Source organism: Mesorhizobium sp. P2_D5, from assembly GCF_056404355.1.
The window spans coordinates 1088380-1114934 of record NZ_JBFUEE010000002.1 but is presented as its reverse complement, the minus strand read 5'-3'; the positions used below and the strand labels follow the sequence as shown (position 1 = coordinate 1114934).

At 63.5% G+C, this 26555-nt stretch carries 27 protein-coding genes and 1 pseudogene; 18 read left to right on the top strand and 10 right to left on the bottom strand.

The genetic code is table 11. From position 1 onward, the window contains the following. Positions 1-158: 158 nt before the first annotated feature. The 11 genes from rplI (at position 159) to AC1DYW_RS12010 (ending at position 11352) form a co-directional block, all read left to right on the top strand. Positions 159-743: a 50S ribosomal protein L9 gene (gene rplI, locus AC1DYW_RS12060; RefSeq protein ID WP_095086410.1), complete on the top strand. Its 585-nt coding sequence runs from the start codon at positions 159-161 to the stop codon at positions 741-743. A 283-nt stretch (positions 744-1026) separates the two neighbouring features. Then, positions 1027-2325: a class I SAM-dependent methyltransferase gene (locus AC1DYW_RS12055; protein ID WP_477226277.1), complete on the top strand. Its 1299-nt coding sequence runs from the start codon at positions 1027-1029 to the stop codon at positions 2323-2325. A gap of 176 nt (positions 2326-2501) precedes the next feature. Further along, on the top strand, positions 2502-2825 hold the full coding sequence (locus AC1DYW_RS12050; protein WP_457151110.1) for a YnfA family protein: 324 nt from the start codon (positions 2502-2504) through the stop codon (positions 2823-2825). 2 nt (positions 2826-2827) lie between these two features. Next, positions 2828-3796: a small ribosomal subunit Rsm22 family protein gene (locus AC1DYW_RS12045; protein ID WP_477226276.1), complete on the top strand. Its 969-nt coding sequence runs from the start codon at positions 2828-2830 to the stop codon at positions 3794-3796. Between the two features lie 220 nt (positions 3797-4016). Beyond that, a complete protein-coding gene (locus AC1DYW_RS12040) occupies positions 4017-5507 on the top strand; it encodes a replicative DNA helicase (RefSeq protein ID WP_095086422.1) in 1491 nt (496 codons plus the stop codon). 231 nt (positions 5508-5738) lie between these two features. Next, positions 5739-7142: a DNA repair protein RadA gene (radA, locus tag AC1DYW_RS12035; RefSeq protein ID WP_457151112.1), complete on the top strand. Its 1404-nt coding sequence runs from the start codon at positions 5739-5741 to the stop codon at positions 7140-7142. Positions 7143-7227: 85 nt separating this feature from the next. After that, positions 7228-7896, top strand: coding sequence for a CvpA family protein (locus AC1DYW_RS12030; RefSeq protein WP_184871164.1), 669 nt, complete (start codon positions 7228-7230; stop codon positions 7894-7896). Between the two features lie 104 nt (positions 7897-8000). Beyond that, the gene (gene purF, locus AC1DYW_RS12025) at positions 8001-9470 is read left to right on the top strand and encodes an amidophosphoribosyltransferase (RefSeq protein WP_095086431.1); all 1470 of its coding nucleotides are present in this window, start codon (positions 8001-8003) and stop codon (positions 9468-9470) included. A gap of 48 nt (positions 9471-9518) precedes the next feature. Continuing rightward, on the top strand, positions 9519-10259 hold the full coding sequence (locus AC1DYW_RS12020) for an SDR family NAD(P)-dependent oxidoreductase (RefSeq protein WP_095086434.1): 741 nt from the start codon (positions 9519-9521) through the stop codon (positions 10257-10259). A gap of 79 nt (positions 10260-10338) precedes the next feature. Next, positions 10339-10965, top strand: a complete 627-nt coding sequence (locus AC1DYW_RS12015; protein WP_477226275.1) for a hypothetical protein — start codon at positions 10339-10341, stop codon at positions 10963-10965. A gap of 168 nt (positions 10966-11133) precedes the next feature. Beyond that, the gene (locus AC1DYW_RS12010; RefSeq protein ID WP_027045347.1) at positions 11134-11352 is read left to right on the top strand and encodes a hypothetical protein; all 219 of its coding nucleotides are present in this window, start codon (positions 11134-11136) and stop codon (positions 11350-11352) included. Positions 11353-11371: 19 nt separating this feature from the next. On the opposite strand, the gene AC1DYW_RS12005 is transcribed toward AC1DYW_RS12010, so the two are convergent. After that, the gene (locus AC1DYW_RS12005) at positions 11372-11878 is read right to left on the bottom strand and encodes an OsmC family protein (RefSeq protein WP_477226274.1); all 507 of its coding nucleotides are present in this window, start codon (positions 11876-11878) and stop codon (positions 11372-11374) included. 226 nt (positions 11879-12104) lie between these two features. Between AC1DYW_RS12005 and AC1DYW_RS12000 the strand changes: the two genes are divergently transcribed. Together AC1DYW_RS12000 and AC1DYW_RS11995 are read left to right on the top strand one after the other, a co-directional pair. Further along, positions 12105-12992, top strand: a complete 888-nt coding sequence (locus tag AC1DYW_RS12000; RefSeq protein WP_095086443.1) for a DMT family transporter — start codon at positions 12105-12107, stop codon at positions 12990-12992. A gap of 60 nt (positions 12993-13052) precedes the next feature. After that, entirely contained in the window at positions 13053-13961 is a 909-nt protein-coding gene (locus AC1DYW_RS11995) for a DMT family transporter (protein ID WP_477226273.1), read from the top strand. Between the two features lie 163 nt (positions 13962-14124). Here the strand turns inward: AC1DYW_RS11995 and AC1DYW_RS11990 are convergent, their stop codons facing one another. After that, positions 14125-14988, bottom strand: a complete 864-nt coding sequence (locus AC1DYW_RS11990) for a LysR substrate-binding domain-containing protein (protein ID WP_477226272.1) — start codon at positions 14986-14988, stop codon at positions 14125-14127. 112 nt (positions 14989-15100) lie between these two features. Between AC1DYW_RS11990 and AC1DYW_RS11985 the strand changes: the two genes are divergently transcribed. After that, positions 15101-15508, top strand: coding sequence for a tautomerase family protein (locus AC1DYW_RS11985; protein WP_477226271.1), 408 nt, complete (start codon positions 15101-15103; stop codon positions 15506-15508). A 143-nt stretch (positions 15509-15651) separates the two neighbouring features. Then, the gene (locus tag AC1DYW_RS11980) at positions 15652-17874 is read left to right on the top strand and encodes an AMP-binding protein (protein ID WP_477226270.1); all 2223 of its coding nucleotides are present in this window, start codon (positions 15652-15654) and stop codon (positions 17872-17874) included. Positions 17875-17929: 55 nt separating this feature from the next. On the opposite strand, the gene AC1DYW_RS11975 is transcribed toward AC1DYW_RS11980, so the two are convergent. Together AC1DYW_RS11975 and AC1DYW_RS11970 are read right to left on the bottom strand one after the other, a co-directional pair. Continuing rightward, positions 17930-18748, bottom strand: coding sequence for a CDP-alcohol phosphatidyltransferase family protein (locus AC1DYW_RS11975; protein WP_095086458.1), 819 nt, complete (start codon positions 18746-18748; stop codon positions 17930-17932). Positions 18749-18751: 3 nt separating this feature from the next. Further along, positions 18752-19450, bottom strand: coding sequence for a phosphatidylserine decarboxylase (locus AC1DYW_RS11970; RefSeq protein ID WP_477226269.1), 699 nt, complete (start codon positions 19448-19450; stop codon positions 18752-18754). 109 nt (positions 19451-19559) lie between these two features. Here AC1DYW_RS11970 and AC1DYW_RS11965 point away from each other — a divergent pair. From AC1DYW_RS11965 to AC1DYW_RS11955, 3 genes and pseudogenes are all read left to right on the top strand, one after another. Then, positions 19560-19934, top strand: a pseudogene (locus AC1DYW_RS11965) (lysozyme inhibitor LprI family protein); the annotation flags it as partial. 182 nt (positions 19935-20116) lie between these two features. Next, positions 20117-20377, top strand: a complete 261-nt coding sequence (locus AC1DYW_RS11960) for a hypothetical protein (protein WP_477226446.1) — start codon at positions 20117-20119, stop codon at positions 20375-20377. Between the two features lie 99 nt (positions 20378-20476). Beyond that, positions 20477-21340 carry an SMP-30/gluconolactonase/LRE family protein gene (locus tag AC1DYW_RS11955; RefSeq protein WP_477226268.1) on the top strand — a complete coding sequence of 288 codons (864 nt, stop codon included), beginning with the start codon at positions 20477-20479 and terminating at the stop codon, positions 21338-21340. Between the two features lie 5 nt (positions 21341-21345). Here the strand turns inward: AC1DYW_RS11955 and AC1DYW_RS11950 are convergent, their stop codons facing one another. The 6 genes from AC1DYW_RS11950 to AC1DYW_RS11925 all read right to left on the bottom strand — a co-directional run bounded on the left by AC1DYW_RS11950 (position 21346) and on the right by AC1DYW_RS11925 (position 26540). Next, the gene (locus tag AC1DYW_RS11950) at positions 21346-21693 is read right to left on the bottom strand and encodes an antibiotic biosynthesis monooxygenase family protein (RefSeq protein ID WP_477226267.1); all 348 of its coding nucleotides are present in this window, start codon (positions 21691-21693) and stop codon (positions 21346-21348) included. Between the two features lie 125 nt (positions 21694-21818). After that, a complete protein-coding gene (locus AC1DYW_RS11945) occupies positions 21819-23699 on the bottom strand; it encodes an ABCB family ABC transporter ATP-binding protein/permease (protein ID WP_477226266.1) in 1881 nt (626 codons plus the stop codon). Between the two features lie 22 nt (positions 23700-23721). Next, positions 23722-24069: an ArsR/SmtB family transcription factor gene (locus tag AC1DYW_RS11940; RefSeq protein WP_477226265.1), complete on the bottom strand. Its 348-nt coding sequence runs from the start codon at positions 24067-24069 to the stop codon at positions 23722-23724. Positions 24070-24133: 64 nt separating this feature from the next. Continuing rightward, the gene (locus AC1DYW_RS11935) at positions 24134-25204 is read right to left on the bottom strand and encodes an alpha/beta hydrolase family protein (RefSeq protein ID WP_477226264.1); all 1071 of its coding nucleotides are present in this window, start codon (positions 25202-25204) and stop codon (positions 24134-24136) included. Between the two features lie 88 nt (positions 25205-25292). Next, entirely contained in the window at positions 25293-25676 is a 384-nt protein-coding gene (locus AC1DYW_RS11930; protein ID WP_477226263.1) for a DUF1330 domain-containing protein, read from the bottom strand. Positions 25677-25703: 27 nt separating this feature from the next. Continuing rightward, complete coding sequence (locus AC1DYW_RS11925) at positions 25704-26540, bottom strand: SDR family oxidoreductase (RefSeq protein ID WP_477226262.1); 837 nt, start codon at positions 26538-26540, stop codon at positions 25704-25706. Positions 26541-26555: the final 15 nt, after the last annotated feature.

Sequence of the window (26555 nt, the reverse complement as noted above, 5' to 3'; positions counted from 1 at the left end):
GGATCGCATTCAAATCCCGAGTTGAGGTCAAACCTCTAACTGCCTGAACAGGCAGGACAGCGACACCGGCGCCAAGGCGCGCCCCAAGCTTCCTGACCTGTTCCCAAGACAATTCGGCGTCGATCGCATGATTGCCGCCCAACTGAAGGAACAAAACCATGGAAGTCATTCTTCTCGAACGCGTTTCCCGCCTCGGCCAGATGGGCGATACCGTCAAGGTCAAGGACGGCTTTGCCCGTAACTTCCTGCTGCCGCAGGGCAAGGCGCTGCGCGCCAACGAAGCCAACAAGAAGAAGTTCGAAGGCCAGCGCGCCCAACTCGAAGCCCGCAACCTCGAGCGCAAGTCGGAAGCCAGCCAGGTCGCCGAAAAGCTCGACGGCAAGAGCTTCATCGCCGTGCGTTCGGCTGGCGAAACCGGCCAGCTCTACGGCTCGGTGTCGACCCGTGACATCGCGGATCTGCTGACGGCGGAAGGTTTCACGGTCAACCGCAACCAGATCCTGCTCAACCAGCCGATCAAGACCATCGGCCTCACCAATGTGGCGATCGCGCTGCATCCGGAAGTCGAGGTCACGATCACGCTCAACATCGCCCGCACGGCCGACGAAGCCGAACGCCAGGCCAAGGGCGAGACGCTGACCACCGCCGAAGCCATCTATGGCGACGACATCAACGACAATGCGCGGCCGGAAAACTTCTTCGATCCGAACACCGAGTTCGAAGGCGGCGAAGACAACGCCTGACGACTTGAGTTGCCTGTGCGCCCTTCCGGGCGTGCCGCACTTTAGCTTCCCAGTTGGCCTCAGCCATACTGGACCAATGCCCGGGTCTCTCGCCCGGGCATTTTTGTGCCAAATGGAACTTTTCGAACCCCTATATATTGATGCAGACTACGGCGTCGCGCGTCCTTTGGCCGCGCAAAGGACGCTGTGAAACTTTGGTTTGGCGCACGATCCCTTTCCCGAAAGTCGATTTCGATTTTCGGGGTCGTGGGCCGAGACAGCCTGTCTGAGGGGACATTTGGTCATGAATATTCTGCTGAAGCGCGTTCTCGACCGCTTGGTGCGCACCGGCAATCTCAAGGTAACCGGCCCCAAGGGCGCTGCGGTGGTGTTCGGCGACGGCAGCGGCGAGCCGGTGCACATGCACATCAAGACCGCGCATGCCGAGCGGGCCATCACTTTCGATCCGATGCTGGCGGTGCCCGAAGCCTACATGGACGGCGAGCTCGACATTCTCGAAGGCGGCGTGCTGGGTGTGATGCGCATCGCCTTCCAGAACATGGGCAGCGGCGGCATCGACGCCACATGGTCGAAAGCCATCGAAGGCCTGCGCCATGCCTTCCGCCGCCTGCAGCAGATCAACACCGCCTCGCGCTCGCGCCGTAACGTGCAGCGCCATTACGACCTGTCGGGCGACCTTTACCGGCTCTTCCTCGACGAGGACATGCAGTATTCCTGCGCCTATTTCGAGCAGCCGGACATGACGCTCGACGAAGCGCAGGCTGCCAAGAAACGCCACATCGCCGCCAAGCTCAGGCTGAAGGCCGGCCAGACGGTCCTCGACATCGGGTCCGGCTGGGGCGGGCTCAGCCTCTATCTCGCCAAGGCGTTCGACGTCGACGTGCAAGGCGTGACGCTGTCGACCGAACAGCATGGCGTCGCCACCGACCGAGCGCACGCGCAAGGGTTGGAAAGCCGCGTGCATTTCGAGCTGAAGGACTACCGCGAGCTCAACGAGCGTTTCGACCGCATCGTTTCGGTCGGCATGTTCGAGCATGTCGGCGTCAACCATTACCGCACCTTCTTCGACAAGTCGGCGACGCTGCTCAAGCCGGATGGCGTCATGCTGTTGCACACGATCGGCCGCTCCGGCGTGCCGTGGGCGACCACCGCCTTCGTCCGCAAATACATCTTCCCGGGCGGCTATGTCCCTGCGCTCTCCGAAGTCATGCCGGCGATCGAGAAGTCGGGGCTGGTCGTCACCGACATCGAAATCCTGCGGCTGCACTATGCCGACACGCTGAAGCACTGGGGCGAGCGCTTCGCCGCCAACCGCGACAAGGCCAAAGCGATCTACGACGAGCGCTTCTGCCGCATGTGGGAGTTCTACCTGGCCGCCTCGGAAGCCGCTTTCCGCTGGCAGGATCTGGTGATCTTCCAGATCCAGATCGCCAAGAAGAACGACACCTTGCCGACGACGCGCGAGTACATGGCCAAATGCGAGAAGGCGCTTGAGATGCGCGATATGGGGCACCGTGAAACGGATCCCTCTAAGAAGAGCCCGGCTGCCAAGCCCGCTCGCCGCCGCAAGGTTGCGGACTGAAGCGCGCCTCGTTTTGAATGGACGCATGCGAGACGCTTTAGGTCTTTGTTTTATGCAAGTCGTCCTCCCGAAGCCGGACCCACTTTTAAGCGACATGCATCAGAAATAGTATTGCCGCTTGCCATTGCCGACGCCTGCACTGAAAAAGGTCCCGTGATCGCCAACGGACCTTTTTCATGACCTATGTCCTCTATGTCGCTGCTGCCCTGGCCGAGATCGCAGGCTGCTTTTCGTTCTGGGCGTGGTGGCGGCTGGAGAAGTCGCCGCTGTGGCTGCTCCCCGGTCTCGCCTCGCTCGCTCTATTCGGCTTCCTGCTGGCGCTGGTCGATGCCAATGCCGCCGGCCGCGCCTACGCCGCCTATGGCGGCATCTACATTGCGGCGTCGCTTGGCTGGCTGTGGCTGGCGGAGGGCGTGCGCCCCGACCGCTGGGACCTCGCTGGAGCTGCGCTCTGCATTGTCGGCGCCTCGGTGATCCTCGTCGCGCCACGCGGAGCCTGAGCATGGAGTTACCAGCCCCACTTCGCCAGGGTGTCGAGCGCCTGCTCGAGAACGTTCCGCTGGCGACACTCAAGCAGGCGGCAAAAACGCTGTCCGACCGGTACCGCGCCGAACTGCGAGATGGTCGGCTGCATATGGCTGAGAACCTGGCCGTGCAAGCCTACCTGGCGACGCGGCTGCCGGCGACCTACGCCGCCGTCCGCGCCAGCCTCGATGCGCTCGGCGACGCCAGGCCCGGCCTTCAACCCAAGAGCCTGCTCGATGTCGGCGCCGGCCCTGGTACGGTGCTTTGGGCCACGAGCGACCTGTGGCCCGATCTCGAACAGGCGGTACTGTTCGAAGCCAGCGCCGCGGCGCGCAAGGTCGGCGAAACGCTTGCCGCCGGCGCGATTGCCGCTCGAACCAGATGGCTGGCCGGCGACGCCACCATCGACCTTGTCGACATCGAGCCGGCCGATCTGGTCACTTGCGCGTATGTGCTCGATGAAATTGTCCCTGCGTCTCTGCCAAAGCTTATCGGTCGGCTGTGGCAACTCACCAGCGATACGCTGATGGTCGTCGAGCCGGGCACGCCGGCCGGATGGCAGCGCATCCTTGCCGTGCGCCGGCAACTGATCGAGGTGGGCGCGCATGTGCTTGCGCCCTGCCCGCATCAGGCGCCCTGCCCGCTCGCCCCACCCGACTGGTGTCATTTTTCCCGCCGCGTCGCCCGCTCGCGCCTGCATCGGCTGGCCAAGGATGGCGACGTGCCGTGGGAAGACGAGAAGTTCATCTACGTCGCCGCTTCGCGAGACGCGCCCACTTCGCGCCAGGCACGGGTTCTTGCGCCGCCCAAATCGGGTTCCGGCAAGGTGTTGCTGAAACTTTGCGAGAGCAATGGCAGTGCCGGCGAAAGGCTGTTCACCAAGCGCGACGGCGAGACGTTCAAGGTTGCGCGGCGGTCGGGCTGGGGCGACGTTCTGGAAATTTGACCGGCACAATTGTTCTTGCTTCGTTCTTGTTTTTCGTGTAATTTGTTCTTCTGCCGAGTCAACTGAAATCGGGGGACGGGAATTCTGTCCTGTGGACGATTTGTTGTTCCTGTGAACAAGCGAACATTGATGTTGGTTGGCATCGGCACTGTTGCAGATAAGTCAGCACTGACTTTTGTCATTCTGGTATCGAAGAGCCGGGATCGAAATCGGGGATATCATGGCAGAGGCAGCGCGAAAATTCGGCGTCGCGGAAACACCGCTTTATCGTGAAGCGCCAAACAACATCGAGGCCGAGCAGGCGCTGCTCGGCGCCATCCTGGTCAACAACGACGCTTTCTACCGTGTCTCGGACTTCCTGAAGGCCGGCCATTTCTACGAACCGCTGCACCGCAAGATCTATGAGGTGGCGTCCGAGTTCATCCGCATGGGCAAGGTTGCGACGCCGATCACGCTGAAAACCTTCCTGCCGGCCGACGAGAAGGTCGGCGACATGACGATGGCGCAATATGTCGTGCGGCTGGCGGTGGAAGCCGTCACCGTCGTCAACGCAACCGACTATGGCCGCGCCATCTATGACCTTGCGACGCGTCGCGCGCTGATCACCGTCGGCGAGGACATGGTCAACATTGCCTATGACGCGCCGGTCGACATGGCGCCCACCGAACAGATCGAGGATGCCGAGCGGCGGCTGTTCGAACTGGCCGAAAACGGCCGCTACGATGGCGGTTTCGAGAGTTTTTCCGATGCGTTGAAGAACGCCGTGGACATGGCCAGTGCCGCCTATATGCGCGACGGTCACCTGTCGGGCATTGCCACCGGCCTGCGCGATCTCGACCACCGCATGGGCGGCCTGCAGCCGTCGGATCTGATCATTATCGCCGGCCGTCCGGGCATGGGCAAGACGTCGCTGGCAACCAACATCGCCTACAACATCGCTGCCGCCTATGAGCCCGCCCAGCAGGCGGACGGCTCCGTCAAGGCGGCCAATGGCGGCGTCGTCGGCTTCTTCTCGCTCGAAATGTCGTCGGAGCAATTGGCCACCCGCATCATTTCCGAGCAGACCGAGATCCCATCATCGAAAATCAGGCGCGGCGACCTGACGGAAGCCGATTTCGGCAAGCTTGTCGCCTACACGCAGGAGAACCACAAGCGCCCGCTCTACATCGACCAGACGGGCGGTATTTCGATTGCCCAGCTTGCGGCGCGCGCCCGCCGCCTCAAGCGCCAGCGCGGGCTGGATCTGATGGTCATCGACTATATCCAGCTCATGCAGGGTTCGTCCGCCAAGGCGTCGCAGAACCGCGTCCAGGAAATCACCGAGATCACCACCGGACTGAAGGCGCTCGGCAAGGAGCTTGGCGTGCCGATCATCGCGCTCTCACAGCTCTCGCGTCAGGTCGAAAGCCGCGACGACAAGCATCCTCAGCTGTCGGACTTGCGCGAATCGGGTTCGATCGAGCAGGACGCCGACGTGGTGCTGTTTGTGTACCGCGAGGAATATTACATCAAAAACAAGGAGCCCGAGAAAGGCACGCCCGAGCACCTCGCCTGGGAAACAAAGATGGTCGAGGTCCAGGGCAAGGCCGAAGTGATCATCGCCAAGCAGCGCCATGGACCGACCGGCACCGTCAGCCTTGCCTTCCAGGGCGAATTCACCCGCTTCTCCGACCTCGCCGAAGAGCATCATTTGCCTGAAAGATTCGAGTGAGTTTTTGATCTACCCTCGCATTCCGTCACACCCCCCTCTGCCCTGCCGGGCATCTCCCCCGCAAGGGGGGAGATTGGCAGTTTCATTTGCGGCGCCCTCTCTTCAACCTGGGCGATTGGCGAAGACGGTGATGACATCCAATCTCCCCCCTTGCGGGGGAGATGTCCGGCAGGACAGAGGGGTGTGGGCAGGATCGCCAACTCCCGATTATTTCCAGGCAGCATCCAACTGATGGCCAAATCGAGGGTTCAGTTCATCTGCCAGAATTGCGGATCGGTGCATCAGCGCTGGGCCGGCAAATGCGATGCCTGCGGCGAGTGGAACACGCTGGTCGAGGAAGGCACGTCCGGCGGCATCGGCTCAGGGCCGGCCAACACGCGCAACGCCCGCAAGGGTCGCGCGGTGGTGCTGACAACGCTGTCGGGCGACATCGAGGACGCGCCGCGCATCATTTCAGGCATCGGCGAACTCGATCGCGCCACCGGCGGCGGCTTCGTGCGCGGCTCGGCGCTGCTGGTCGGCGGCGATCCCGGCATCGGCAAGTCGACGCTTTTGACCCAGGCCGCGGCTGCACTCGCGTCAAAAGGCCACCGCGTCGTCTACGTCTCAGGCGAAGAGGCCGTCGCGCAGATCAGGTTGCGGGCGCAGCGGCTCGGTGTTGCCGCCACGCCGGTGGAACTTGCCGCCGAGACCAATGTCGAGGACATCCTAGCAACCATCGCCGACGGCAGGCGGCCGGACCTGGTGATCCTCGATTCGATCCAGACGCTGTGGACAGACCTTGCCGATTCGGCCCCAGGCACCGTCACCCAGGTGCGAGCCGCCGCCCAGGCGATGATCCGCTATGCGAAATCCACGGGTGCGGCGATCGTCCTGGTCGGCCATGTCACCAAGGAGGGCCAGATCGCCGGGCCGCGCGTCGTCGAGCATATGGTCGACGCCGTGCTCTACTTCGAGGGCGAAGGCGGCCACCATTTCCGCATCCTGCGCACGGTGAAGAACCGTTTTGGGCCGACCGACGAGATCGGCGTCTTCGAAATGTCGGACAAGGGCTTGCGAGAGGTCGCCAACCCGTCCGAGCTTTTTCTCGGCGAACGCCATGCGAAATCACCGGGCGCCGCGGTTTTCGCCGGCATGGAGGGCACAAGGCCTGTGCTGGTCGAGATCCAGGCGCTGGTCGCCCCCTCCTCGCTCGGCACGCCGCGCCGCGCCGTCGTCGGCTGGGACGGCGCCCGGCTGTCGATGATCCTGGCGGTTCTGGAAGCCCATTGCGGCGTGCGCTTCGGCAGCCACGATGTCTATCTCAACGTCGCCGGGGGCTATCGCATTTCGGAGCCCGCGGCCGACCTGGCGGTGGCGGCGGCCCTGGTTTCCTCGCTCACCGGTCTTGCCCTTCCCGCCGATTGCGTCTATTTCGGCGAAATCAGCCTTTCGGGCGCCGTGAGGCCGGTTGCGCATGCGCAACAGCGCCTCAAGGAAGCCGAAAAGCTGGGTTTTGGAAGCGCGGTTCTGCCCTTGGGCAGCGAGGAACTTGCCGGGGGGATCGGGGCCGGCGCTTTCCAGCCGACCGAGCTTGCCGACCTCGTGGCACGCATAGCCGGCACACGCCGAAGCCGCGTGGACGAGCAAGACTAGAGCATCGGACCCAAGACTGGGAACCGGTTTTGGGAAAACCCGATGCTCCGCGCTATAATGCGGCTCATGGAGTGGGGCGAAAGACATGCCGATTACGCTGCTTGACGGAATTCTCGTCGGCTTCACCCTGGTCTCGGCGATGCTCGCCATGGTTCGCGGCTTCTCGCGCGAAATCCTGTCCGTCGTCTCCTGGGCAGCGGCAGCAGCGGCGGCGTTCTTTTTCTACAAGCCCGTCCTTCCTTACCTCAAGCCTTACATCGACAACGAAAAGATCGCCATGGCGGCCGCCGCAGGCATCGTCTTCGTCATCGCGCTGATCGTCGTCTCGGTCATCACAATGAAGCTCGCCGACTGGATCATCGATTCAAGGATCGGCGCTCTCGACCGCACGCTCGGCTTTCTCTACGGCGCGGCGCGCGGCATTCTGGTCGTTGCCGTCGCGCTCCTGTTCTTCAACTGGCTGGCTGGCGCCAAGGCACCGGCCTGGGTCACGGATGCCAAGTCGCGGCCGTTGCTGGAGCAGATCGGCGCCAAGCTCGAAAGCCTGCTGCCCGAGGATCCGGAAAACGCCATCCTCAAGAAGCTCAATCCGAATCAGCCGGCTGCTGAGACGCCCGCTGCTCCGGACGCACCGGCGGCGGATGCCCCGGCAGGTGGCGAGGATGCCAACACGCCAGCTCCCGACGATGACGCCGCAACACCGCCCGCGGAGAACGCTCCGGCCAATCCGGCGCCGGCGGCACCGGCAAACTGACGCCCGGAACGGGCGCCGGAAACTGACGATGGTGTGAACGGCTGCACGGGCGCGTTGCTTTCGACGCGAACCCGCACTATATGGCGATTTTAGCGGAGCTTAAGATGGCAGACGCAGACGACGTGCTTTCCGCCGAGGCCGACGACCATTTCCACGACGAATGCGGCGTGTTCGGCATTTTCGGCCGGCAGGATGCGGCAGCTATCGTCACACTTGGCCTGCATGCGCTGCAGCATCGCGGCCAGGAAGCGGCCGGCATCGTTTCCTATGACGGCACCCAGTTCCATGTTGAACGCCATGTCGGCCTGATCGGCGATACCTTCACCAAGCAGCGCGTCATAGACAGCCTGCAAGGCAACCGCGCCATCGGCCATACGCGCTACGCCACGACAGGCGGCGCCGGCATGCGCAACATCCAGCCCTTCTTCGCCGAGCTGGCCGATGGCGGCTTTGCCGTCGCCCACAACGGCAATTTGACCAACGCCATGACCGTGCAGCGGGCGCTGCAGAAGCAGGGCGCGATCTTCTCCTCCACCTCCGACACCGAGACGCTGTTGCACCTCGTCGCCACCAGCAAGGAGCGCGATTTGAACTCGCGTTTCATCGATGCTGTGCGCCAGGTCGAGGGAGCCTTTTCGCTGGTGGCGATGACATCCAAGAAGATGATCGGCTGCCGCGATCCGCTCGGCATTCGGCCGCTGGTGCTCGGCGATCTCGACGGCGCCTGGATCCTGGCGTCGGAAACCTGCGCGCTCGACATCATCGGCGCGCGTTTCGTGCGCGATCTCAAGCCCGGCGAGATGGTCGTCGTCACGTCCAAGGGCATTGAAAGCCTGTTCCCGTTCGAGCCGCAGAAGACCCGCTTCTGCATCTTCGAATATGTCTACTTCGCCCGGCCGGATTCCTCAGTCGAGGGCCGCAACGTCTATGAGGTGCGCAAGCGCATCGGCGCCGAACTGGCGCAGGAGAGCCCGGTCGAGGCCGACATCGTCGTGCCGGTGCCGGATTCGGGCACGCCGGCGGCGATCGGCTTTTCGCAAGCCGCCGGTATTCCCTTCGAACTCGGCATCATCCGCAACCACTATGTCGGCCGGACCTTCATCCAGCCGGGCGATTCGATCCGCCACATGGGCGTCAAGCTTAAGCACAACGCCAACCGCCGCATGATCGAGGGCAAGCGCGTGGTGCTGGTCGACGACAGCATCGTGCGCGGCACCACCAGCCAGAAGATCGTGCAGATGGTGCGCGATGCCGGCGCCAGGGAAGTGCATATGCGCATCGCCTCGCCGCCGACGCGCGCCTCCTGCTTCTATGGCGTCGACACGCCGGAAAAATCGAAGCTTTTGGCATCGCGGATGTCGGTGGAAGAAATGGCCGAGTTCATCCGGGTCGATTCGCTCGGCTTCCTCACCATCGATGGCCTCTATCGCGCCGTCGGCGAGGCCAGCCGCGACAACGACCAGCCGCAATTCTGCGATGCCTGCTTCACCGGCCAGTACCCGACCCGCCTGCTCGACTTCGAAGGCCACGACAATGTGCGCACGCTGTCGCTGCTGGCGACGAGCGGGTCGTAGGATTGCCGCACCGTCATCCGCGTTAGTCATATTCCCGGAATCCATAGCATGACCCTCGACCTTACCGGCCGCGTTGCGGTCGTCACCGGCGCCTCGCGCGGCATCGGCTATTTCATCGCCAAGGAATTGGCTGCAGCCGGCGCGCATGTCATCGCGGTAGCGCGTACCGTCGGCGGACTGGAAGAGCTCGACGACCAGATCAAGGCAGCCGGCGGCCAGGCAACGCTGGTGCCGCTCGACCTCGCCGACATGGCCGGCATCGACCGTTTGGGCGGCGCTATCCACGAACGCTGGGGCAAGCTCGACATTCTCGTCGCCAATGCCGGCGTGCTCGGCGTCATCTCGCCGATCGGCCATGTCGAGGCGAAAACGTTCGAGAAGGTGATGACCATCAACGTCACCTCGACATGGCGGCTGATCCGCTCGGTCGACCCGCTGCTGCGACTCTCCGACGCCGGCCGCGCCATTTTGCTATCCGCGAATTCGGCCCACTCGGCGCGCGCCTTCTGGGCGCCCTACGCGGCCTCCAAAGCGGCGGTCGAGACGATGATGCGCTCCTGGGCGCACGAGACGCAAAGCCTGCCGCTCAGGGTCAACGCGGCCGACCCAGGCCCTACCCGCACTGCGATGCGCGCCCAGGCTGTGCCCGGCGAGGATCCGGCAACACTGCCTCACCCTTCGGAGGTCGCCAAGCTTATCGTGCCGCTGGCGAGCCCGGACCTGAAGGAGACCGGACTGATCTTCCAGGCCAAGCACAACCGCTTTGTCGCCTATCGCCAGCCGGAATAGCTGCTTTTTGCCGGAAGATTCTCGGCACCGCCGACGTTCTTCGAATGTCAGACATTCGAAACCTGAACGGAGGACCACCATGCGCAGACTGCTTCTCGCCACCGCCGCCCTGATCGTGGCCGCGGGCGCCGCCTATTCGCAAGACGCAAAGATGAGCTTCTTCGTCACCAGCGTTGGCTCCGGCAAGGGTGCCGACCTCGGCGGCCTCAAAGGTGCGGACGCGCATTGCGCCTCGCTGGCGGAAGCCGCCGGCGTCACCGGCAAGAGCTGGGCCGCCTATCTGTCGACCAGCGATACCGACGCGCGCGACCGCATCGGCAAGGGGCCGTGGGTGAACGCCAAGGGTGTGAAGATCGCCGACGATGTCGCCTCATTGCACGGCGACGCCAATGGCATCACCAAGCAGACGGCGCTGAACGAGAAGGGCGAAGTGGTCAACGGCCGTGGCGACAAGCCAAACCGCCACGACATGCTGACCGGCTCCAAACCCGATGGCACGAAGATCGCCGACCAGACCTGCGGCGACTGGACGGTGAGCGGGGCAGAAGGTGCAGCGATGATGGGCCATCACGACCGAACCGGCCTCGACGATTCGGCGGCCGCCAAATCCTGGAACTCCTCGCATGCCTCGCGTGGCGGCTGCAGCCAGGAGGCGCTGAAGGGCACCGGCGGTGACGGCCTGTTCTATTGTTTTGCCACCAACTAAGCCCGCTTGGGTTTAGATCTGGGCCCAGATCCGCCATCGCATCACGCGGCTGTGATGTCATGGCGGAAGGCTGCGCGGCGGTCATGCTTTCGTCATTTCGGCGGAGTTGATAGGATCGCAGCGACTCCCGCAACAAGCGCCCCAATTGGGCAGAACAAGGACATCCCCATGGCAACGACCGCAGCGTTGGTCTGGTATCTGGTAATCGCCGGCCCGCAGGGCGGCATGGTCGTGCTGCCCAGCACATTCGACAAGCGCGAACAGTGCACCGCCGCCATCACCGAATATCAGAAGCAGCCGACACCGACCGGCTGGTCGGTGCAATGCGTGCCGAGCGCCTCGCCCTTCACCGACGAGGGCGACGCCGAAGAGCCGGCAGCGCAGTAAGCATCCGGCGCACGGCGTTTCAGCGCCGTGCGCTCACCGTCAGCTGCGGCTTCTGGTTGATGGTCTGGAACACCACGCAATACCGCTCGGTCAGCTTCAGCAGGGAGTCTACCCGCTCCTGCGGCTCGTCGGTATCGAGATCGAAATTGAGCCGGATGGCGCGAAAGCCGACCGGCGCATCCTTGGCGACACCGAGCGTGCCGCGAAAATCGAGGTCGCCTTCGGCTTCCACCGTGGCAGCGCCCAGCTTGAACTCCAGCGCCGTCGCCACCGCCTTCAACGTCACCCCGGCGCAGGCCACCAGCGCCTCCAGCAGCATGTCGCCCGAGCAGAGCTCGAGCCCCGAGCCACCGGTTGCCGGATGCAATCCGGCGATCGCGATCGCCCTGCCCGTCTCCACCTTGCAGGCAACCGACTGGTCGTCGATCGACCCTTTGGCGCGAAGCGTGATCAGCGCCTGCGCAGCGTCGTCGCGATAGGCCTGCTTCAGTGGCGCCTGCTTGGCCTTCAGTTCGGTCGCATCCATTTCCGTTCCTTCGCTCTCCCTGGCCGGCCAGCGGCGTGGCTTTGTCAGATATAAAGTGCCGATTGCTTTCTGGAAGCAAGGTCGCCATCCCCTGCCCCAACGCAAGCTTAGGGCTGGCGTAGCGCTGCGCCGACTTTCGCCCGTATAGCTTTTGGTACGGGAGAGTTCCTCTCGCGTCGCTCCTCACAGCATTTTGTCGCCTCCTGCAACACTGGTCCCGCGCCTTATGGCCGATGTCGCCATTCTCGAAACACGCGAAAGGGTTCTCGCCGGAATCCTGCTGACCGGTGCGGCCTATTTCCTGTTTTCGACACAGGATGCCTCGATCAAGCTGCTGGTCACCGGCATGACGGTCTGGCAGATCATGTTCTTCCGCAGCATCACCATTCTGGGCGCCTGCGCGGCGATCGGCGGCCAACGGCTGTTTGCGGACACGGTGCGCTCGCCAATCGTGCGGCCGATGCTGGTGCGCAGCGCCTTCACACTCGCCGCCTGGCTTTGTTACTACAATGCCGCGCGCAGCCTTCAGCTTGCAGAACTGACCACCGTCTACTACGCGGCACCGATCATCGTCACCGTGCTTTCGGTGGTGATGCTGGGCGAAAAGGTGCCGATGCTGCGCTGGCTTGCGGTGCTGATCGGCTTTGCCGGCGTCTTCGTCGCTTGCGACCCGACCCATCTCGGCCTGTCCGTGCCGGTGCTGCTGGTGCTGGCGGCGGCCTTTTTGTGGGGCATAGCCATCGTGCTCCTGCGCAAGACCGCGCTTGCCGAGCGTTCGATGATCCAGCTTCTCCTCAACAACTTCTACTTCCTGCTCTTTTCGGCGGGACCGGCGCTGCTCTGGTGGCAAACGCCGGACTGGGCCCAGTTGCTGCTTCTTGCCAGCGTCGGCGCGCTCGGTGGATTTGCGCAATATCTTCTGTTCGAAGGCATGAAGCGAACGCCGGCTTCGATCCTCGCACCCCTCGAATACACCTCGCTGTTGTGGGCGTTCGCGCTCGGCTTTGCGATCTGGGGCGACGTGCCGCGCCGTGAAGTGTTCTTCGGCGCCGCCCTTATCATCGCCGCCGGGCTGCTGATTGTCGGCACCGAGCATTTCCGCAAGCGGCTATGATGTGGATCGCCGTCACTGCTGACGCTACGATGTCAGAACGCAACGGCGTAGGCTGGCGGCATGAGTGACATCGCAGCCCCGACGGACAGCACCACTGAGCGCACGCTGGGTATCCTGCTGGTGTCGTCATCGGCGGCGGTGTTCGGCCTGACCGGGGTGCTGACCAAGTCGATCCACGCCGATCCGCTGACCATCACCTGTTGGCGCGGCTTTGTCGGCTCGATCCTGATCAGCCTCTATGTGCTGTGGCGCCGCCATCGCTCCGGCAACCGCGAAACGTTGCGCCTTGGCTGGCGCGGCTGGCTGCTAGCGGTGGAAGGGGCGCTGGCCAGCATCGCCTTCATCTCGGCCTTCAAGTTCACCTTCGTCGCCAATGTCGCGATCATCTATGCCACCGCGCCTTTCGTCACAGCGCTGCTGGCCTGGGTTCTGACGCGCGAGCCGTTCCGATTGCAGACGATGGTCGCCGCTGCTGTCTCGCTGTGCGGCGTGGCGATCATGGTCTGGTCCGGGTTCGGCACCGGTCATCTGTTCGGGGACGGGTTGGCGCTGCTGATGACCATCGGCAGCGCGCTCTACATGATCATGGTGCGCGCCTTCCGGGAGACGCCGGTAGTGTGGGCCGGCGCGGTTTCGGCCTTCCTCTTGTTCGTGCTCGGCTGGTTCGTCAGCGATCCGCTGGCGGTCGCGCCACGCGACGCGGTGCTGCTTGCCACCTTCGGCTCATGCTTTGCACTGTCCTCGATCCTGTGGACGGAAGGGGCGCGGCTCATTCCGGCGGCCGAATCCGGGCTGCTCGGCTCGGCCGAAGTGCCGTTCGCGATCCTGTTTGCCTTCCTGTTCCTGGGCGAGATCGCACCAGCCGCCAGCATGATCGGCGGCGCCATTGTGTTGTGCGCGGTGTTTGCCCATGCGGGGCGGGATTGGCTGATGGCCCGCTCGCAACGGCTGGCGTCAAATATTTCGTAAAAAAGTTACACAGTCACGGAACCATCGTCCGGCTCATGCATTGTTGGTGTGACGGGCCACCCCCAAGTCCCCCCAAACCCCTCGGCCCGTCCTACTCCCAAGCCGACCGCAAGGTCGGCTTTTTCTTGGGCGTTTGATCCGCAGAGAGATCGGATCTTGTTGATCAGCCAAGGAGGCCGGGCACAGCCAAATTGCCACTGAGCAGTGCCGCCAGATCAGCTGCCGGACCATCGGCACCGGCGCGCAGCCGAACGGCAAATTCAGCTATCGGAACCTGCGGCAGACCAAGTTCGCGCGGCGCTTCGACAATGCCGGAATGGGCAAAGCGCGCGGTGCGCAGCGTCAGCGCAACACCCGCATTCACCGCCGTGCGCAGGCCGGCCAAGCTGGCGCTGCCGGCGGCGATGCGATAGCGGCGGCCGGCCGCATCGAGTGCGGCAAGTGCTGCTTCGCGAAAGCCGCAATACGGATCGAGCAACGCCAGCGGCAATTCTTCCTGGCGCGAGGCCAGCCCCTTTTGCGAACACAGCCATATCATCGGTTCGCGCAGCACGCCGACTTCGTCCGGCGTTGCCACCTGGCGCATGACGATTGCCAGGTCGAGCCCGCCGGACTGCATCGCTTGCGCCAGTTCGGCGGAGCGGCCGACACGCAATTCGATCCTGACGCGCGGATGGCTGACGGCGAAGGCGCGCAGCAGGTCGGGCAGACCGCTGTCGGCAAAATCCTGCGTCGTCCCGACGGCAACGCGCCCGGCAGCACGCGCGCCCTTCAACGCCAGCCACGCCTCGCGGTGAGCGGCAAGGATGCGCCTTGCATGGCCGACGAGATCCTCGCCGGCCGGCGTCAGGCCTCGGCCCCGGCCCTGCGGCGCCAGAAGCGCCTCGCCGACGATTTCCTCGAGCCGCTGCATCTGCGCGGTGACCGCCGAGGGTGAACGGCCGACGCTCAACGCCGCCTGCGCCAGCGAGCCGCTGTCGACGAAAGCGATAAAAGTCCTGAGCAGGTCGGGATCGAGCGTTTCCATAGTTCGATAATATCGAACCTTCAATTGAAAACAATTCGATTTTTTTGATTCGATGACAGTGGCATGGTCCTTCCAACGGCGATCCGACGCCGCTCAAACCAGGAGAAGAAAAATGCCCATCATCAACGTCAGCGTCACCGGCAAGCCTGATGCCGCGCTGTCCGCCCGGATCGCCGGAGAAATCACCGAGATCACGGCCGCGCAGTTGCGCAAGGATCCGACGATCACCGCGGTTGCCGTTTCCTATATCGATCCGCAGCACTGGTTCGCCGGCGGCAAGTCACTGGCCGAGCATGGCACCAACACGTTCTGGCTCGATATCAAGGTGGTCGACGGCACCAACACCAAGCTCGAGCTGGAGGCCTATCTGAAGGCGATTTTCGACGCCTTCGGCCGCCTTTTGGGCGGTGTGCATGAGGAAAGCTATGCCTTCGTGCATGAAGTGCCGGCAGCCGCCTATGGCTATGGCGGCAAGACGCAGGAGTTCCGTTTCATCAGCGGGCGGTTGAAGGCGGCGTGAGCTGCGGCCCTCCCTTCTCTCCCAAAAGGGGGAAGGAAGCGAGCGCCGCGCCTCCACATTGACGTTGCCCTCCATTCCGCTACGCTCTGCCCCGAAGCGGTCGCAAAGAGCCGCGAAGCTAGAATCGTTGGGAGAGAAGCGGCATGATCCTGACACTGGCGCTGCTTGCGGGTCTTGTCCTGGCCTGGCTGCTGATCGGCGTGGTGGAGAAATTCCGCCTCGGCCTGCGTTTCACCCAGGCACTGCTTTATGTGCCGTTCAAGCTTGCCTACCGGATCAGCGACAACCGCGTCAGGATCACCCGCAAGGCGCAGGCCCCTGTCATCTACGTCATCTCGCATCAATCGCGTTTCGAGCCGGCGCTGATGCTGTCGCTGCTGCCGGACGACACGCTGCATATACTCGACGAGGTCTCGGCGCGGTCGCCATGGCTCGAACCGTGGCGCGAGCTTGGCCGCACCATCGCCTTCAACGCCGAACATCTCTTCGTCAGCCGCAGGCTGGTGCGCGTGCTGAAGGGCAAGGGGCGGCTCGCCGTCTATCTGCCGGACGCGGTCGAGCCCAACGTCAAGACGTTTCGCCTGTTTCGCGCCGTCACCCGCATCGCCATGCAGGCCGACGCCAAGATCGTGCCGATCTTCGTCGCCGGCGCGCGCAGCCTGCCGGTCTCGCTGACGCCGGCGGACAAGGCGCCGCGGCACTGGTTTCCGCAACTGTCGATCAACGTGCTGGAACCGATGACCATCGCCGAACTGGCAGCGCGCAACCCGGACCAGGCCTCCAACACCAACGCGCTGTTCGACCGTGTCGCCGAGGCCCGGCTTTTCGGCGCCGACCTCGATCGTGGCCTGTTCCTGGCCATGCGCGACGCTGCTGCCCGTGTCGGCGCCTCGCACCCGATCATCGAGGACGTCATCTCCGGCGCGCTGAGCTACCGCAAGATGTTCATCGGCGCCCGTGTCCTGGGCCGCCGGTTCGAGGCGGTGACGGCGCCGGGCGAAGCGGTCGGCCTGCTGCTGCCCAACGCCAATGGCGTGGTGCTGTCGTTTGTCGGCCTGCTGTCTGGCGGCCGGGTGGCGGCAATGATCAACTACACCGCCGGCCCGGCCAGCGTGACCGCGGCGGTGCGCACGGCGGTGATCCGAACGGTTGTCTCCTCCCGTGCCTTCGTCGAGAAGGCCGACCTCGCCGATATCGTCGCGGCGGTCGAGAACGGCGGCGCCAAGCTGCTTTGGCTGGAGGATGTGCGGGGAGACGTCACCGCGCTTGACAAGCTTGCTGGGGCCTTGCTGTGGCGCTGGCCGCTGCAGCGGCAGGATGCGGCCAAGCCTGCGGTGATCCTGTTCACCTCGGGTTCGGAAGGCACACCCAAGGCAGTGGTGCTGTCGCACAAGAACCTGCTTGCCAACGCCATGCAGGCCGAGGCGCGCATCACCATCTCGCCCGCCGACATCCTGCTCAACGTGCTGCCGGTGTTCCATTCCTTCGGCCTGACGGGCGGCACCATCCTGCCGCTGGTCACCGGGGTAAAGCTGTTCCTCTACCCCTCACCGCTGCACTACAAGATCATCCCCGAGATCGCGCGCAAGGTGAAACCGACCATCATGTTCGGCACCGACACGTTCCTCGCCAACTATGCGCGCACCGCCAAGGACGGCGATTTTTCCAGCCTGCGCTTCGTCGTCGCTGGCGCCGAGGCTGTGAAGCCGGAAACCCGCCGCGTCTATCGCGAACGCTTCCAGGCCGAGATCATCGAAGGTTTTGGGCTGACGGAAGCCGCACCCGTGGTTGCCGTCAACACCGCGATCCATGGCCGCGACGGCACGGTCGGCCGACTGCTGCCGGCGATGCGCATGAAGCTGGAGCCGGTCGAAGGCATATCCGACGCCGGCCAGTTGTGGCTCGACGGACCGAACCTGATGATGGGCTACATGACTGCCGATCGCCCCGGTGAGTTGCAGCCGCTGACCGGCTGGCACGACACCGGCGACATCGTCGCCGTCGACCGCGAAGGCTTCATCACCATTCGCGGCCGCGCCAAGCGCTTCGCCAAGATCGCCGGCGAGATGGTGTCGCTGGGCGCTGTCGAGATGCTGGTGCAGTCGCTGTGGCCGGAAGAACGCCATGCTGCGGTGGCGGTGCCGGACAAGAGGCGTGGCGAGCGCATCGTGCTGGTCACCACCGCCGACGATGCCAATCCCGACGAGTTGCGCAAATTCGGCAAGCAGGCAGGCGCCGCCGAACTGATGGTGCCGAACGACATCATCAAGGTCGAGGAAATCCCGGTGCTGGGTTCCGGCAAGACCGACTATGTGTCGACCAGAAAGCTGGCGATCGACAGGTTGGGGCTCGGTGTGGCGGCCTGAAGCCGACGCGAAGCGGAGCGCAGGATGACGAATGCGGAGCGGGCTTCCAGAAACCCTACCCGATGTCCGAAGGCGGCACTTTCTCGCCCTCCTGCTTGGCCCGCTTTGAATAGGCGCGCACGCTGAACGGCAGGAAGAGCAGATAGCCCGCGACCGAAGCGGTCAGCGTGTACCAGGGGTAGGTCATCAGCAGCAGCACGTAGAGCACGACGCCAAGGATGATCGGCAGCACCTTGTCGCCTGGCACTCTCAGGCTCTTGCCGGAATAGACCGGCAGCCGGCTGACCAGCAGGAAGGCAACCAGGATGGTGAAGCCGGTGGCGACGAAGGCAGCCGGGCGGCTGGGCTCCAGACCTGTGCGCAGGAAATACAGGTAGAGCGGCAGCATCACCAGCACGGCGCCCGCCGGCGCCGGCACGCCGACGAAATATTCGGACTGCCACACGGGGCGCTCGGCCTTCTCGTCGTCGAGCACGTTGAAGCGGGCAAGCCTGAGCCCGCAGGCGATGGCGAACAGAAGTGCTGCGATCCAGCCCGGCGATCCGGCGCGGTCGAGCAGGAAGGCATAGAGCACGAGAGCGGGCGCAACACCGAAGTTGACGATGTCGGCCAGCGAATCCATCTGCGCACCGAACTTGGAGGTCGCCTTCAGCATCCGCGCCAGCCGCCCGTCAATGCCGTCGAGGAACGCCGCGAGCAGCACCATCACCACTGCCGGCTCAAAACGGCCCTCAAAGCCGAAACGGATGCCGGACAGGCCGGCACAGATGGCCAGCACGGTGACGAGGTTGGGCAGCACCATGCGCATCGGGATTTCGCGGATGCGCGGGCCGCCGCTGGCATGGGCTTCGAACTTTTTGTATTGCGTGCCCACCGGTCAGGAAATCCGCACGAGGGGAGTGCCGGCGACACCGCCGAATTCGGCCAGCACGGTTTCGCCGCCGACGGCCGTCTGGCCGACGGCAACACGCGGCGTGGCGGTGAGCGGCAGGAACACGTCGACACGGGAGCCGAAGCGGATCAGGCCGAAACGCTCGCCGATGGCAATCGAGCCGCCGGCCTCGGCCCAGCAGACGATACGGCGCGCCACCAGGCCGGCGATCTGGACAGCCGCGACCGTGCCGTTGGGGCTGTCGATGACCAGGCCGTTGCGCTCATTCTCGGTGCTCGCCTTGTCGAGTTCGGCATTGAGGAATTTGCCCGGCCGGTGCTCGATCTTGGCAATGCGGCCACGCACCGGGGCGCGGTTCACATGGCAGGAAAACACGTTCATGAACACCGAGATGCGGGTCATCTCGACATTGCCGAGGCCAAGTTCGCGTGGCGGCACCGCTGGTCCGATCGCCGAAATGATGCCGTCGGCGGGGCTCACCACCAAGCGGTCGTCGACCGGCGTGACGCGCTCGGGATCGCGGAAGAAATAGACGCACCAGGCGGTCAGGATAAGGCCGACCCAGAACAGGATCGACGAGAAATAGCCGAGGAAAAGCGTCGCCGCGCCGAAGGCCGCGATAAAGGGATAGCCTTCGCGATGGATCGGTACGAACGCGTTCTTGACCGTATCGACAAGGCTCATCGGGCTGGGGCAGGCTCCGTTTCAAGTCCGGCCTCAATAGCCGAAAGCCCAATTCACCGCAACGCAACAATCGGCAAGGCCGCATTGGCCGCAATTGGCAGGAGCCGTGATGCGCTTGCCTGTCGGCATCATTGCCGCCAGAATTCAGGCCACCGCCGGTTCGCAGCCCCAGAGAAAAGATCGACTGCCCATGATCCGACACCTGAACGGGGCCAACCTTGATTCCAGGCGATGGGCTGAAATCGGTGTGGTTCTGGTCGCTCTGCTGGCGTCGAGCGGGAGCGCCATGGCGCGAGCAAGGCCATCCTTCGACTGCGCCAAGGCCGCCAGCGCGGCGGAAAAGGCCATCTGCGCCGACCCTGCCCTGGCGCAGGCCGATGCAGACGTGGCGAAAACCTACGCGGCGGTGCTCAAGACGCTCGATCCTCACGCCGGCAAGGCCTTGCGGGACGACCAAAGCGATTTCATTGCGTATCGCGACCAGATCGCCGGCTTCAACGAGAACACACCCAAGGATCGGCAGAATTTCGATCTCGGCGAATTCCTGCGCGACCGCGTGCCTTCCTCGCCGGTATCCGCAAGCCCAAGGATACCGGTTTCATCGGCACATGGAGCAGCGTTCGCGGCACGGTCGAGATCAAGGCGGCTGGCGCTGGCAAGCTCGACGTGTCGGAAGAGGTCGCCAATCCTGTCTCCGGCAGTGGTTCGTGCGAAATCGGCGGCACGGTCAAGGCCCGCAAGGACTTGCGGCTTGTCGATACCGACGACAACGACAGGCCGACCGGCTTTGTTTTCATCTTCCGCCGCGATGGCGATGCGCTCGTCGTCGAGCAGAGCGGCACCGGCAAGGACGGCATTTCGGAACCGCCGTCATGCGGCGCCAACGGTCATGCCGATGGCAATTTCTTCCTGAGCGAAAAACAGTAGGGCTGCTGTCGGGGATCCGTCCCCTCGCCCGTCCTTGGTGAGACAGCGCTTCATTCCGCCCGCATGGGCCGACGACGCGTGCAACGGAGGCTCCCGATCATGCAGGCATCATCTGGCAACAAAGCTCGTGTCGTGACGGAAGGCCTCGCCTTCGGAGAATCGCCGCGCTGGCGTGACGGACGCCTGTGGCTCTGCAACTGGGGGACCGGCGAGATCATCGCCGTCGATGCCGACGGCAGACGCGAGATCGTGCTCACCGTGCCAGCTGTGCTGCCCTACTCCATAGACTGGCTGCCGGACGGCCGCCTGCTCGTCGTCTCCGGTCGCGAGGGGTTGCTGTTGCGCAGGGAAACGGACGGTTCACTGGCTACCCACGCGGATTTTCGAAAGCTGTCGAAAAGCCCGTGGAACGAGATCGTCGTCGACGGGCGCGGCAACATCTATGTCAATGGCGGCGGCCCGGCGCCGGCTCCCGGCCAGTATTTCGGCCCAGGTACCGTCGTGCTGGTCACGCCAGACGGCGCGGTCCGGCAAGTGGCGGAAAATATCGCGTTCGCCAACGGCATGGCGGTGACGCCGGACAACAAGACGCTGATCGTCGCCGAATCGCACGCCAACCGGCTGACTGCCTTCGACATCGCCGCGGACGGCAGCCTCGCCAACCGCCGCGTCTGGGCCGACCTTGATGGTTTTCCCGACGGCATCTGCCTCGATGCCGAAGGGGCGGCCTGGTACGCGGACGTTCCCAACAAGCACTGCGTGCGGGTGCTCGAAGGCGGTGAGGTGCTGCAGACCGTCAATGTCGATCGCGGCTGCTTTGCCTGCATGCTGGGTGGCGCGGACAGGAAAACGCTGTTCATCGCCGCCGCCGAATGGCGTGGTTTCGAGCACATGACCGGCGATGCCCGCACCGGCCAGGTGCTCAGCGTTGAAGCGCCGGCACCTGGCGTTGGCTGGCCGTAGAAGCCTTACACCCCGGGAATCCGCTGATAGTTGGCGATGTCGGCTCGCACGCCGAGCCGGGCGATCGTCTCCTGCGGATTGAAACCGGCACGCGCATGCTCGGCCGTGACGATCGGCACGACCCGGTCGACGACCGACTGACTCTCCCATTCGACGATCGTGACCAGGTTGAATTCGCCCGGGCCAGAGAATTGCTCGAGCAGGAAATCCTGCACGAAGCCATCCTGCCGGCGCAGCACCTCATGCGTTGCCTTGACCTTGGCGAGTATCTCTTCGCGGGCGGCGGCCGGGACGACGAACTTGTCCACCCTGAACACGCTGCCGCCATCAGCACTCTGATTTATCTCGCTCATTTTCGATTGTTCCGTTCCTGGATCTTGGTGTTTGCGGGCTCCAAGAACGGCCTACAATCTCAACTAAAGTTGAGGTCAAGCGGATTTTTTCCCTTCTCCCACAAGGGGGAGAAGGAGAGCCGCCGCTATGACACCTCCGACGTGCGGCGGCGGACGATGACGCCAAGCTCGTCGCCTTCGCGGGCGATGCGCAGCCGCTCTTCGGCTTCGGTCGCTTCGCGCTGGCGGTCCCACATCGAGGCGTAGAGGCCGTGCTTGCGCATCAGCTCGGCATGGGTGCCGCGCTCGGCGATCTGGCCATCCTGCAGCACGATGATTTCGTCGGCGGAAATCACCGTCGACAGCCGGTGGGCGATGACGATGGTGGTGCGGCCACGACTAACCAGATCGAGCGCGGCCTGGATCTCCTGCTCGGTGTGGCTGTCGAGCGCCGATGTCGCTTCATCCAGCATCAGGATCGGCGGCGCTTTCAAAATGGTGCGGGCGATCGCCACGCGCTGCTTCTCGCCGCCGGAGAGTTTCAGCCCGCGCTCGCCAACCATCGACTTGTAGCCATCGGGCAGCCGTTCGATGAACGGCCCGATCTGGGCGAGTTCGGCCGCCTTGCGCATGTCCTCCTCGCTGGCGCCGATGCGGCCATAGCGGATGTTGTAGGCGATGGTGTCGTTGAACAGCACGGTGTCCTGCGGCACCATGCCGATCGCCCCGCGCAGGCTCTCCTGCGTCACGTCCCTGATATCCTGGCCATCGATCAGCACCTGGCCGCCCTGGACGTCGTAGAAGCGGAACAGCAGCCTCGAGATGGTCGACTTGCCGGCGCCCGATGGCCCGACGATGGCGACCGTCTTGCCGGCCGGCACCGCGAAGCTGATGCCCTTCAGGATCTTGCGGTTCGGATCATAGGAGAAATGCACGTCGCGAAACTCGACCTTCCCTGCGCTGACGGCGAGTGGCCTGGCATCCGGCTTGTCGACGATCTCCTGCGGAACATCCAGAAGGTCGAACATCTGCTCGATATCGGTCAGCCCCTGGCGGATTTCGCGATAGATGAAGCCGATGAAATTGAGCGGCACCGACAGCTGCATCAGCATCGCGTTGATGAAGACGAAGTCGCCGACCGTCTGCGTGCCCGCCTGTACTTCGAGCGCCGACATGCACATGACGATGACGGTGCCGAGGCCGAAGATGATGCCCTGGCCAAAGTTCAGCCAGCCGAGCGAAGTCCAGATGCGGGTCGCCGCGATCTCGTAGCGCGCCATCGAGCGGTCGAAGCGCTCGGCCTCCATGCCTTCATTGTTGAAATATTTGACCGTCTCGTAGTTGAGCAGCGAGTCGATCGCCTTGGTGTTGGCGTCGGTGTCGCTGTCGTTCATGTCGCGGCGGATGCCGATGCGCCAGTCGCTCGCCCGCACCGTGAACCAGACATAGACCCAGACGGTGACCGCGACGACGACGACGTATTTCCAGCCATAGGTGTAAGCGAAGATGCCGGTGGTCAGCGCGAATTCGAGGATGGTCGGCGCGGTGTTGAGCATGATGAAACGGACAATCGTCTCGATACCCTTGGTGCCGCGCTCGATGATGCGCGACAGGCCGCCGGTGCGCCGCTCGAGATGAAAGCGCAGCGACAGTTCATGCATATGGACGAAGGTGCGGAAGGCGAGCTGGCGCACCGCGTACTGGCCGACGCGGGCAAACAGTGCGTCGCGCAGTTGGTTGAAACCAAGCTGCACCAGTCGCACGACGTTGTAGGCGACGACCAGCATGACGGGTGCCAGCAGAAAGGTTGGCAGCGGCGGCACAGACCTGGCGTCGCCGGCCAGCGCGTCAGTCGCCCATTTGAAAAAATAGGGACCGGCGACCAGCGTCAGCTTGGCGACAACCAAGAGAAGCGTCGCCCAGGTGACCCGTGCCCGGAGATCGGCGCGATCCGCCGGCCACATGTAAGGCCACAGATTGAGCAGCGTCTTGAAGGTCGAGGAGTCGGAGACGGTTTTTTCGGCCATTTCTGGTGCCTTCTTCTTATTTTCAGCGGCCGGAGCAGCAGGAATTGACGAGCGCGGCGACCGACGCGGAAACATCGGCAAGCGCGGCGTGGTCGACCGCATAGCGCGAGCGCTGGCGATCGGGCTCGAAGCGGACCAGCCCGGCCTCGACCAGTATCTTCAGGTGTTGTGACACGGTGGACTGCGCCAGATCGAAACGATCGACGACTTCACGGCAGCAACAGGAGTTGCTGGCTGACAGGTGCTTTATGATTTCGATGCGTGCCGGGTGGGATAGCGCGGCAAGCCGCGCGGCAACGGTGCGGCTGTCCGGGGCGCAGTTGGCCGGCGCGGAGCGGCATCCGTCTATCTCGGAGGGGGATTCGGTCATCGTCCATCGGCGATAAACGATGACCGGTTCTGCGGCAAGCTGCCCTTTTGGGCAGATTTGGCTGCTAGGCCGTTGGAATGTGAGAGCTGAACCAATCGAGCACCAGCTGGGGGTTTTTTCCGAAGTAATTATATCCTTCGAAACGCTGGTCTGTCCCTTCGATCCAGAACAGTTTCTTGTCCTCTGAGGAGATGGTGTCGTAAATTTCCTGCACATTGGAGGGCTTGGTCAGGAAATCATTGCGAACCTGCGCGACGAGCGTCGGAACAGTCACTGCCCTGGCATAGTCCATCGGCCAGACGTCGGCGAGGTGGAAGCCGGTCCGCTTGTGAAAGGCCACGTCGAACAGATCAAGGCCATTGGCGATTTTCTGGTTTTCGACAGCTGTTTCGACGAATACCGCAGGCGTGACAGGCTGCAAGGCGATCATCGCCTTGATGTGTCTGAATTCCTCCGGATGCTTCTTCATGCCCACGATGGTGGCATTGGCTCCCAGGCAACGGCTGTAAAGGGCCGTCTTCATGTCCTTGGTATCGGGCCGGGATTTCGCGTAACGCAGCGATCCGATGACGTCGCGATATTCCAGCACACCGTGGCCATTGATGCCGCCGCTGCCCATTCCGCTGCGGCCGTGGTTGCGCATGTCGTAGGTGATGATGTTGTAGCCTGCATCATGCAGTAGCTTGTATTCCGGCAGGAAATTCACTTCGAAGCCGCCGAAATTTTTCCACGGCTCCAGATGCCCCGGATAGCCGTAGCGATTGCAGGGCATGGGGTGATTGAAGATGAGCAACCTGTCCGACTGGGCAGGGACGAACCAACCCTCGATCGTCACGCCATCCATCGCCGGAAAAAAGATCTCCTCGTATTCCATGCCGTATTCATTCGGCCATCTCAGGATCGGCGTGCGGGTCGAGTGTGCCATCAAATCGGCAAGGCCATTGATGAACTCTTCGGATTTGGCATCGGTCATGGTTGCACCCGTTTGCGTTTGATTGTCCGCAGCCGTCGCAACTGCGGATGAGGCGGCGATGATGGGGAGAGCGGCAAGTGCCATCCCGGCTTTGAGAAGCTGTCGGCGGTCATTCGAGAGAGCGCCTTCCTGCTGAACAGAATTGTCGCGCTGGTTGCCCATGTGGGCCTCCTTGATGGTTGTTGAGATGTCGATGTCCGTTGGGATTTGAGGCCAGGACACAATCCGTGTTGCCCGCCCTATTCGCCCGTCATGGCTGCGGCGGGACAAACCCTTCCGTGATGACAACCGTGCCCTCCGTCGAGGCGACGCGGAACTTCCTCGCGGCCGTATATTCGGGCGAATTGTAGAAGCGCTGGGCGTCGGCAAGGCTCGGAAACTCGGCGATGGCCATGACCTTTTTCGGCTGGCCTTCCACCGCGCTCGCGTTGAGGTTGAAGACGATGATCTTGCCGCCATATTTCGGGGCAAGCGGACCCGCCTCTTCCATATATTTGCGGTAGCCCGCCTGATCCTTGATTGTGTAGTTGGCGATCATGTAGCCGGGCGGCTGTGTGTTCTGCGCATAGCCTGTTGCGGCAAGAACGATGGTGACGGCCGTGGCTGCGGCCGCGCCGATAGCGAGTCTCTTCATTGTGCAATTCCTTTGGTTTTGTGGGGCCTAGAATGAGCCGTCTGTCGACCTGGACAGGTCCGCGTAGGCGCTCAGTTCCTCAAGACGCCCTTCGAGGACCGGCTTGAATGCTGCAAGGGCGTCACTGCCAGCCACGAACTGCTTCGGCGGATTCTCCATCCCGGCAAGTTTGACGAGGACAGCGCCGAGCTTGGCGGGATCACCTTGCTGTTTGCCGTCATAGCCCGACCACATGTCTTGGGCGGTGCCTTCAGCGGCGTAGTCCTGGATCGTGCTGGCGCTGTATTTGGCGTTCTGCACATCGAGGAGGTCCGTGCGGAAGAAGCCCGGCGCGACCACCACGATCTTGATGCCGAACTGTTCGACCTCCTGCGCCACCGAGAGGGAAAGGCCTTCGACCGCGAATTTGGCAACGCTGTAGGCGCCGCAATGCTTGAAGCCCATTATGCCGGCAAGCGAACTGATGTTGATGATCCGGCCCGAGCGTTGTTTGCGCATGGCTGGAAGGACCGCACGCATGACGTGGATGACGCCGTACAGATTTGTCGAGATCAGTCCCTCGATCTGGGCGGTGCTCAACTCCTCGAAATTGCCAAGCAGGCTGTAGCCGGCATTGTTGACCAGAACGTCGATGCGTCCAAAGGCCTTCATCGCCTCGTCAACCGCAGCCTTCGCCTGTGCTTCGTTGGCGACATCCAACTGGACGCACACGAGCCTGTCGCCTGCGACATCGCTCAGCGCATTGCGGACCTTGTCGAGATTGCGGCCAGTCGCGATCACCCGATCGCCTGCCTTCAGTGCCGCCCTAGCGGTGGCGGCGCCAATACCGCTGCCGGCACCCGTGATGAACCAGACCTTGCTCATATCCAACTCCTTGTC

Coding starts and splice junctions, on each gene's coding strand:
- AC1DYW_RS12010 (WP_027045347.1), top strand. CDS start 11,134: ATGGCAACGACCGCAGCGTTGGTCTGGTATCTGGTAATCGCCGGCCCG.
- AC1DYW_RS12000 (WP_095086443.1), top strand. CDS start 12,105: ATGGCCGATGTCGCCATTCTCGAAACACGCGAAAGGGTTCTCGCCGGA.
- AC1DYW_RS12050 (WP_457151110.1), top strand. CDS start 2,502: ATGACCTATGTCCTCTATGTCGCTGCTGCCCTGGCCGAGATCGCAGGC.
- AC1DYW_RS11930 (WP_477226263.1), bottom strand. CDS start 25,676: ATGAAGAGACTCGCTATCGGCGCGGCCGCAGCCACGGCCGTCACCATC.
- radA (WP_457151112.1), top strand. CDS start 5,739: ATGGCCAAATCGAGGGTTCAGTTCATCTGCCAGAATTGCGGATCGGTG.
- AC1DYW_RS11950 (WP_477226267.1), bottom strand. CDS start 21,693: ATGAGCGAGATAAATCAGAGTGCTGATGGCGGCAGCGTGTTCAGGGTG.
- AC1DYW_RS12045 (WP_477226276.1), top strand. CDS start 2,828: ATGGAGTTACCAGCCCCACTTCGCCAGGGTGTCGAGCGCCTGCTCGAG.
- AC1DYW_RS11955 (WP_477226268.1), top strand. CDS start 20,477: ATGCAGGCATCATCTGGCAACAAAGCTCGTGTCGTGACGGAAGGCCTC.
- AC1DYW_RS11945 (WP_477226266.1), bottom strand. CDS start 23,699: ATGGCCGAAAAAACCGTCTCCGACTCCTCGACCTTCAAGACGCTGCTC.
- AC1DYW_RS12020 (WP_095086434.1), top strand. CDS start 9,519: ATGACCCTCGACCTTACCGGCCGCGTTGCGGTCGTCACCGGCGCCTCG.
- AC1DYW_RS12055 (WP_477226277.1), top strand. CDS start 1,027: ATGAATATTCTGCTGAAGCGCGTTCTCGACCGCTTGGTGCGCACCGGC.
- AC1DYW_RS12030 (WP_184871164.1), top strand. CDS start 7,228: ATGCCGATTACGCTGCTTGACGGAATTCTCGTCGGCTTCACCCTGGTC.
- AC1DYW_RS11940 (WP_477226265.1), bottom strand. CDS start 24,069: ATGACCGAATCCCCCTCCGAGATAGACGGATGCCGCTCCGCGCCGGCC.
- AC1DYW_RS12015 (WP_477226275.1), top strand. CDS start 10,339: ATGCGCAGACTGCTTCTCGCCACCGCCGCCCTGATCGTGGCCGCGGGC.
- rplI (WP_095086410.1), top strand. CDS start 159: ATGGAAGTCATTCTTCTCGAACGCGTTTCCCGCCTCGGCCAGATGGGC.
- purF (WP_095086431.1), top strand. CDS start 8,001: ATGGCAGACGCAGACGACGTGCTTTCCGCCGAGGCCGACGACCATTTC.
- AC1DYW_RS11990 (WP_477226272.1), bottom strand. CDS start 14,988: ATGGAAACGCTCGATCCCGACCTGCTCAGGACTTTTATCGCTTTCGTC.
- AC1DYW_RS12005 (WP_477226274.1), bottom strand. CDS start 11,878: ATGGATGCGACCGAACTGAAGGCCAAGCAGGCGCCACTGAAGCAGGCC.
- AC1DYW_RS11970 (WP_477226269.1), bottom strand. CDS start 19,450: ATGAGCCTTGTCGATACGGTCAAGAACGCGTTCGTACCGATCCATCGC.
- AC1DYW_RS11995 (WP_477226273.1), top strand. CDS start 13,053: ATGAGTGACATCGCAGCCCCGACGGACAGCACCACTGAGCGCACGCTG.
- AC1DYW_RS11980 (WP_477226270.1), top strand. CDS start 15,652: ATGATCCTGACACTGGCGCTGCTTGCGGGTCTTGTCCTGGCCTGGCTG.
- AC1DYW_RS12040 (WP_095086422.1), top strand. CDS start 4,017: ATGGCAGAGGCAGCGCGAAAATTCGGCGTCGCGGAAACACCGCTTTAT.
- AC1DYW_RS11935 (WP_477226264.1), bottom strand. CDS start 25,204: ATGGGCAACCAGCGCGACAATTCTGTTCAGCAGGAAGGCGCTCTCTCG.
- AC1DYW_RS11925 (WP_477226262.1), bottom strand. CDS start 26,540: ATGAGCAAGGTCTGGTTCATCACGGGTGCCGGCAGCGGTATTGGCGCC.
- AC1DYW_RS11985 (WP_477226271.1), top strand. CDS start 15,101: ATGCCCATCATCAACGTCAGCGTCACCGGCAAGCCTGATGCCGCGCTG.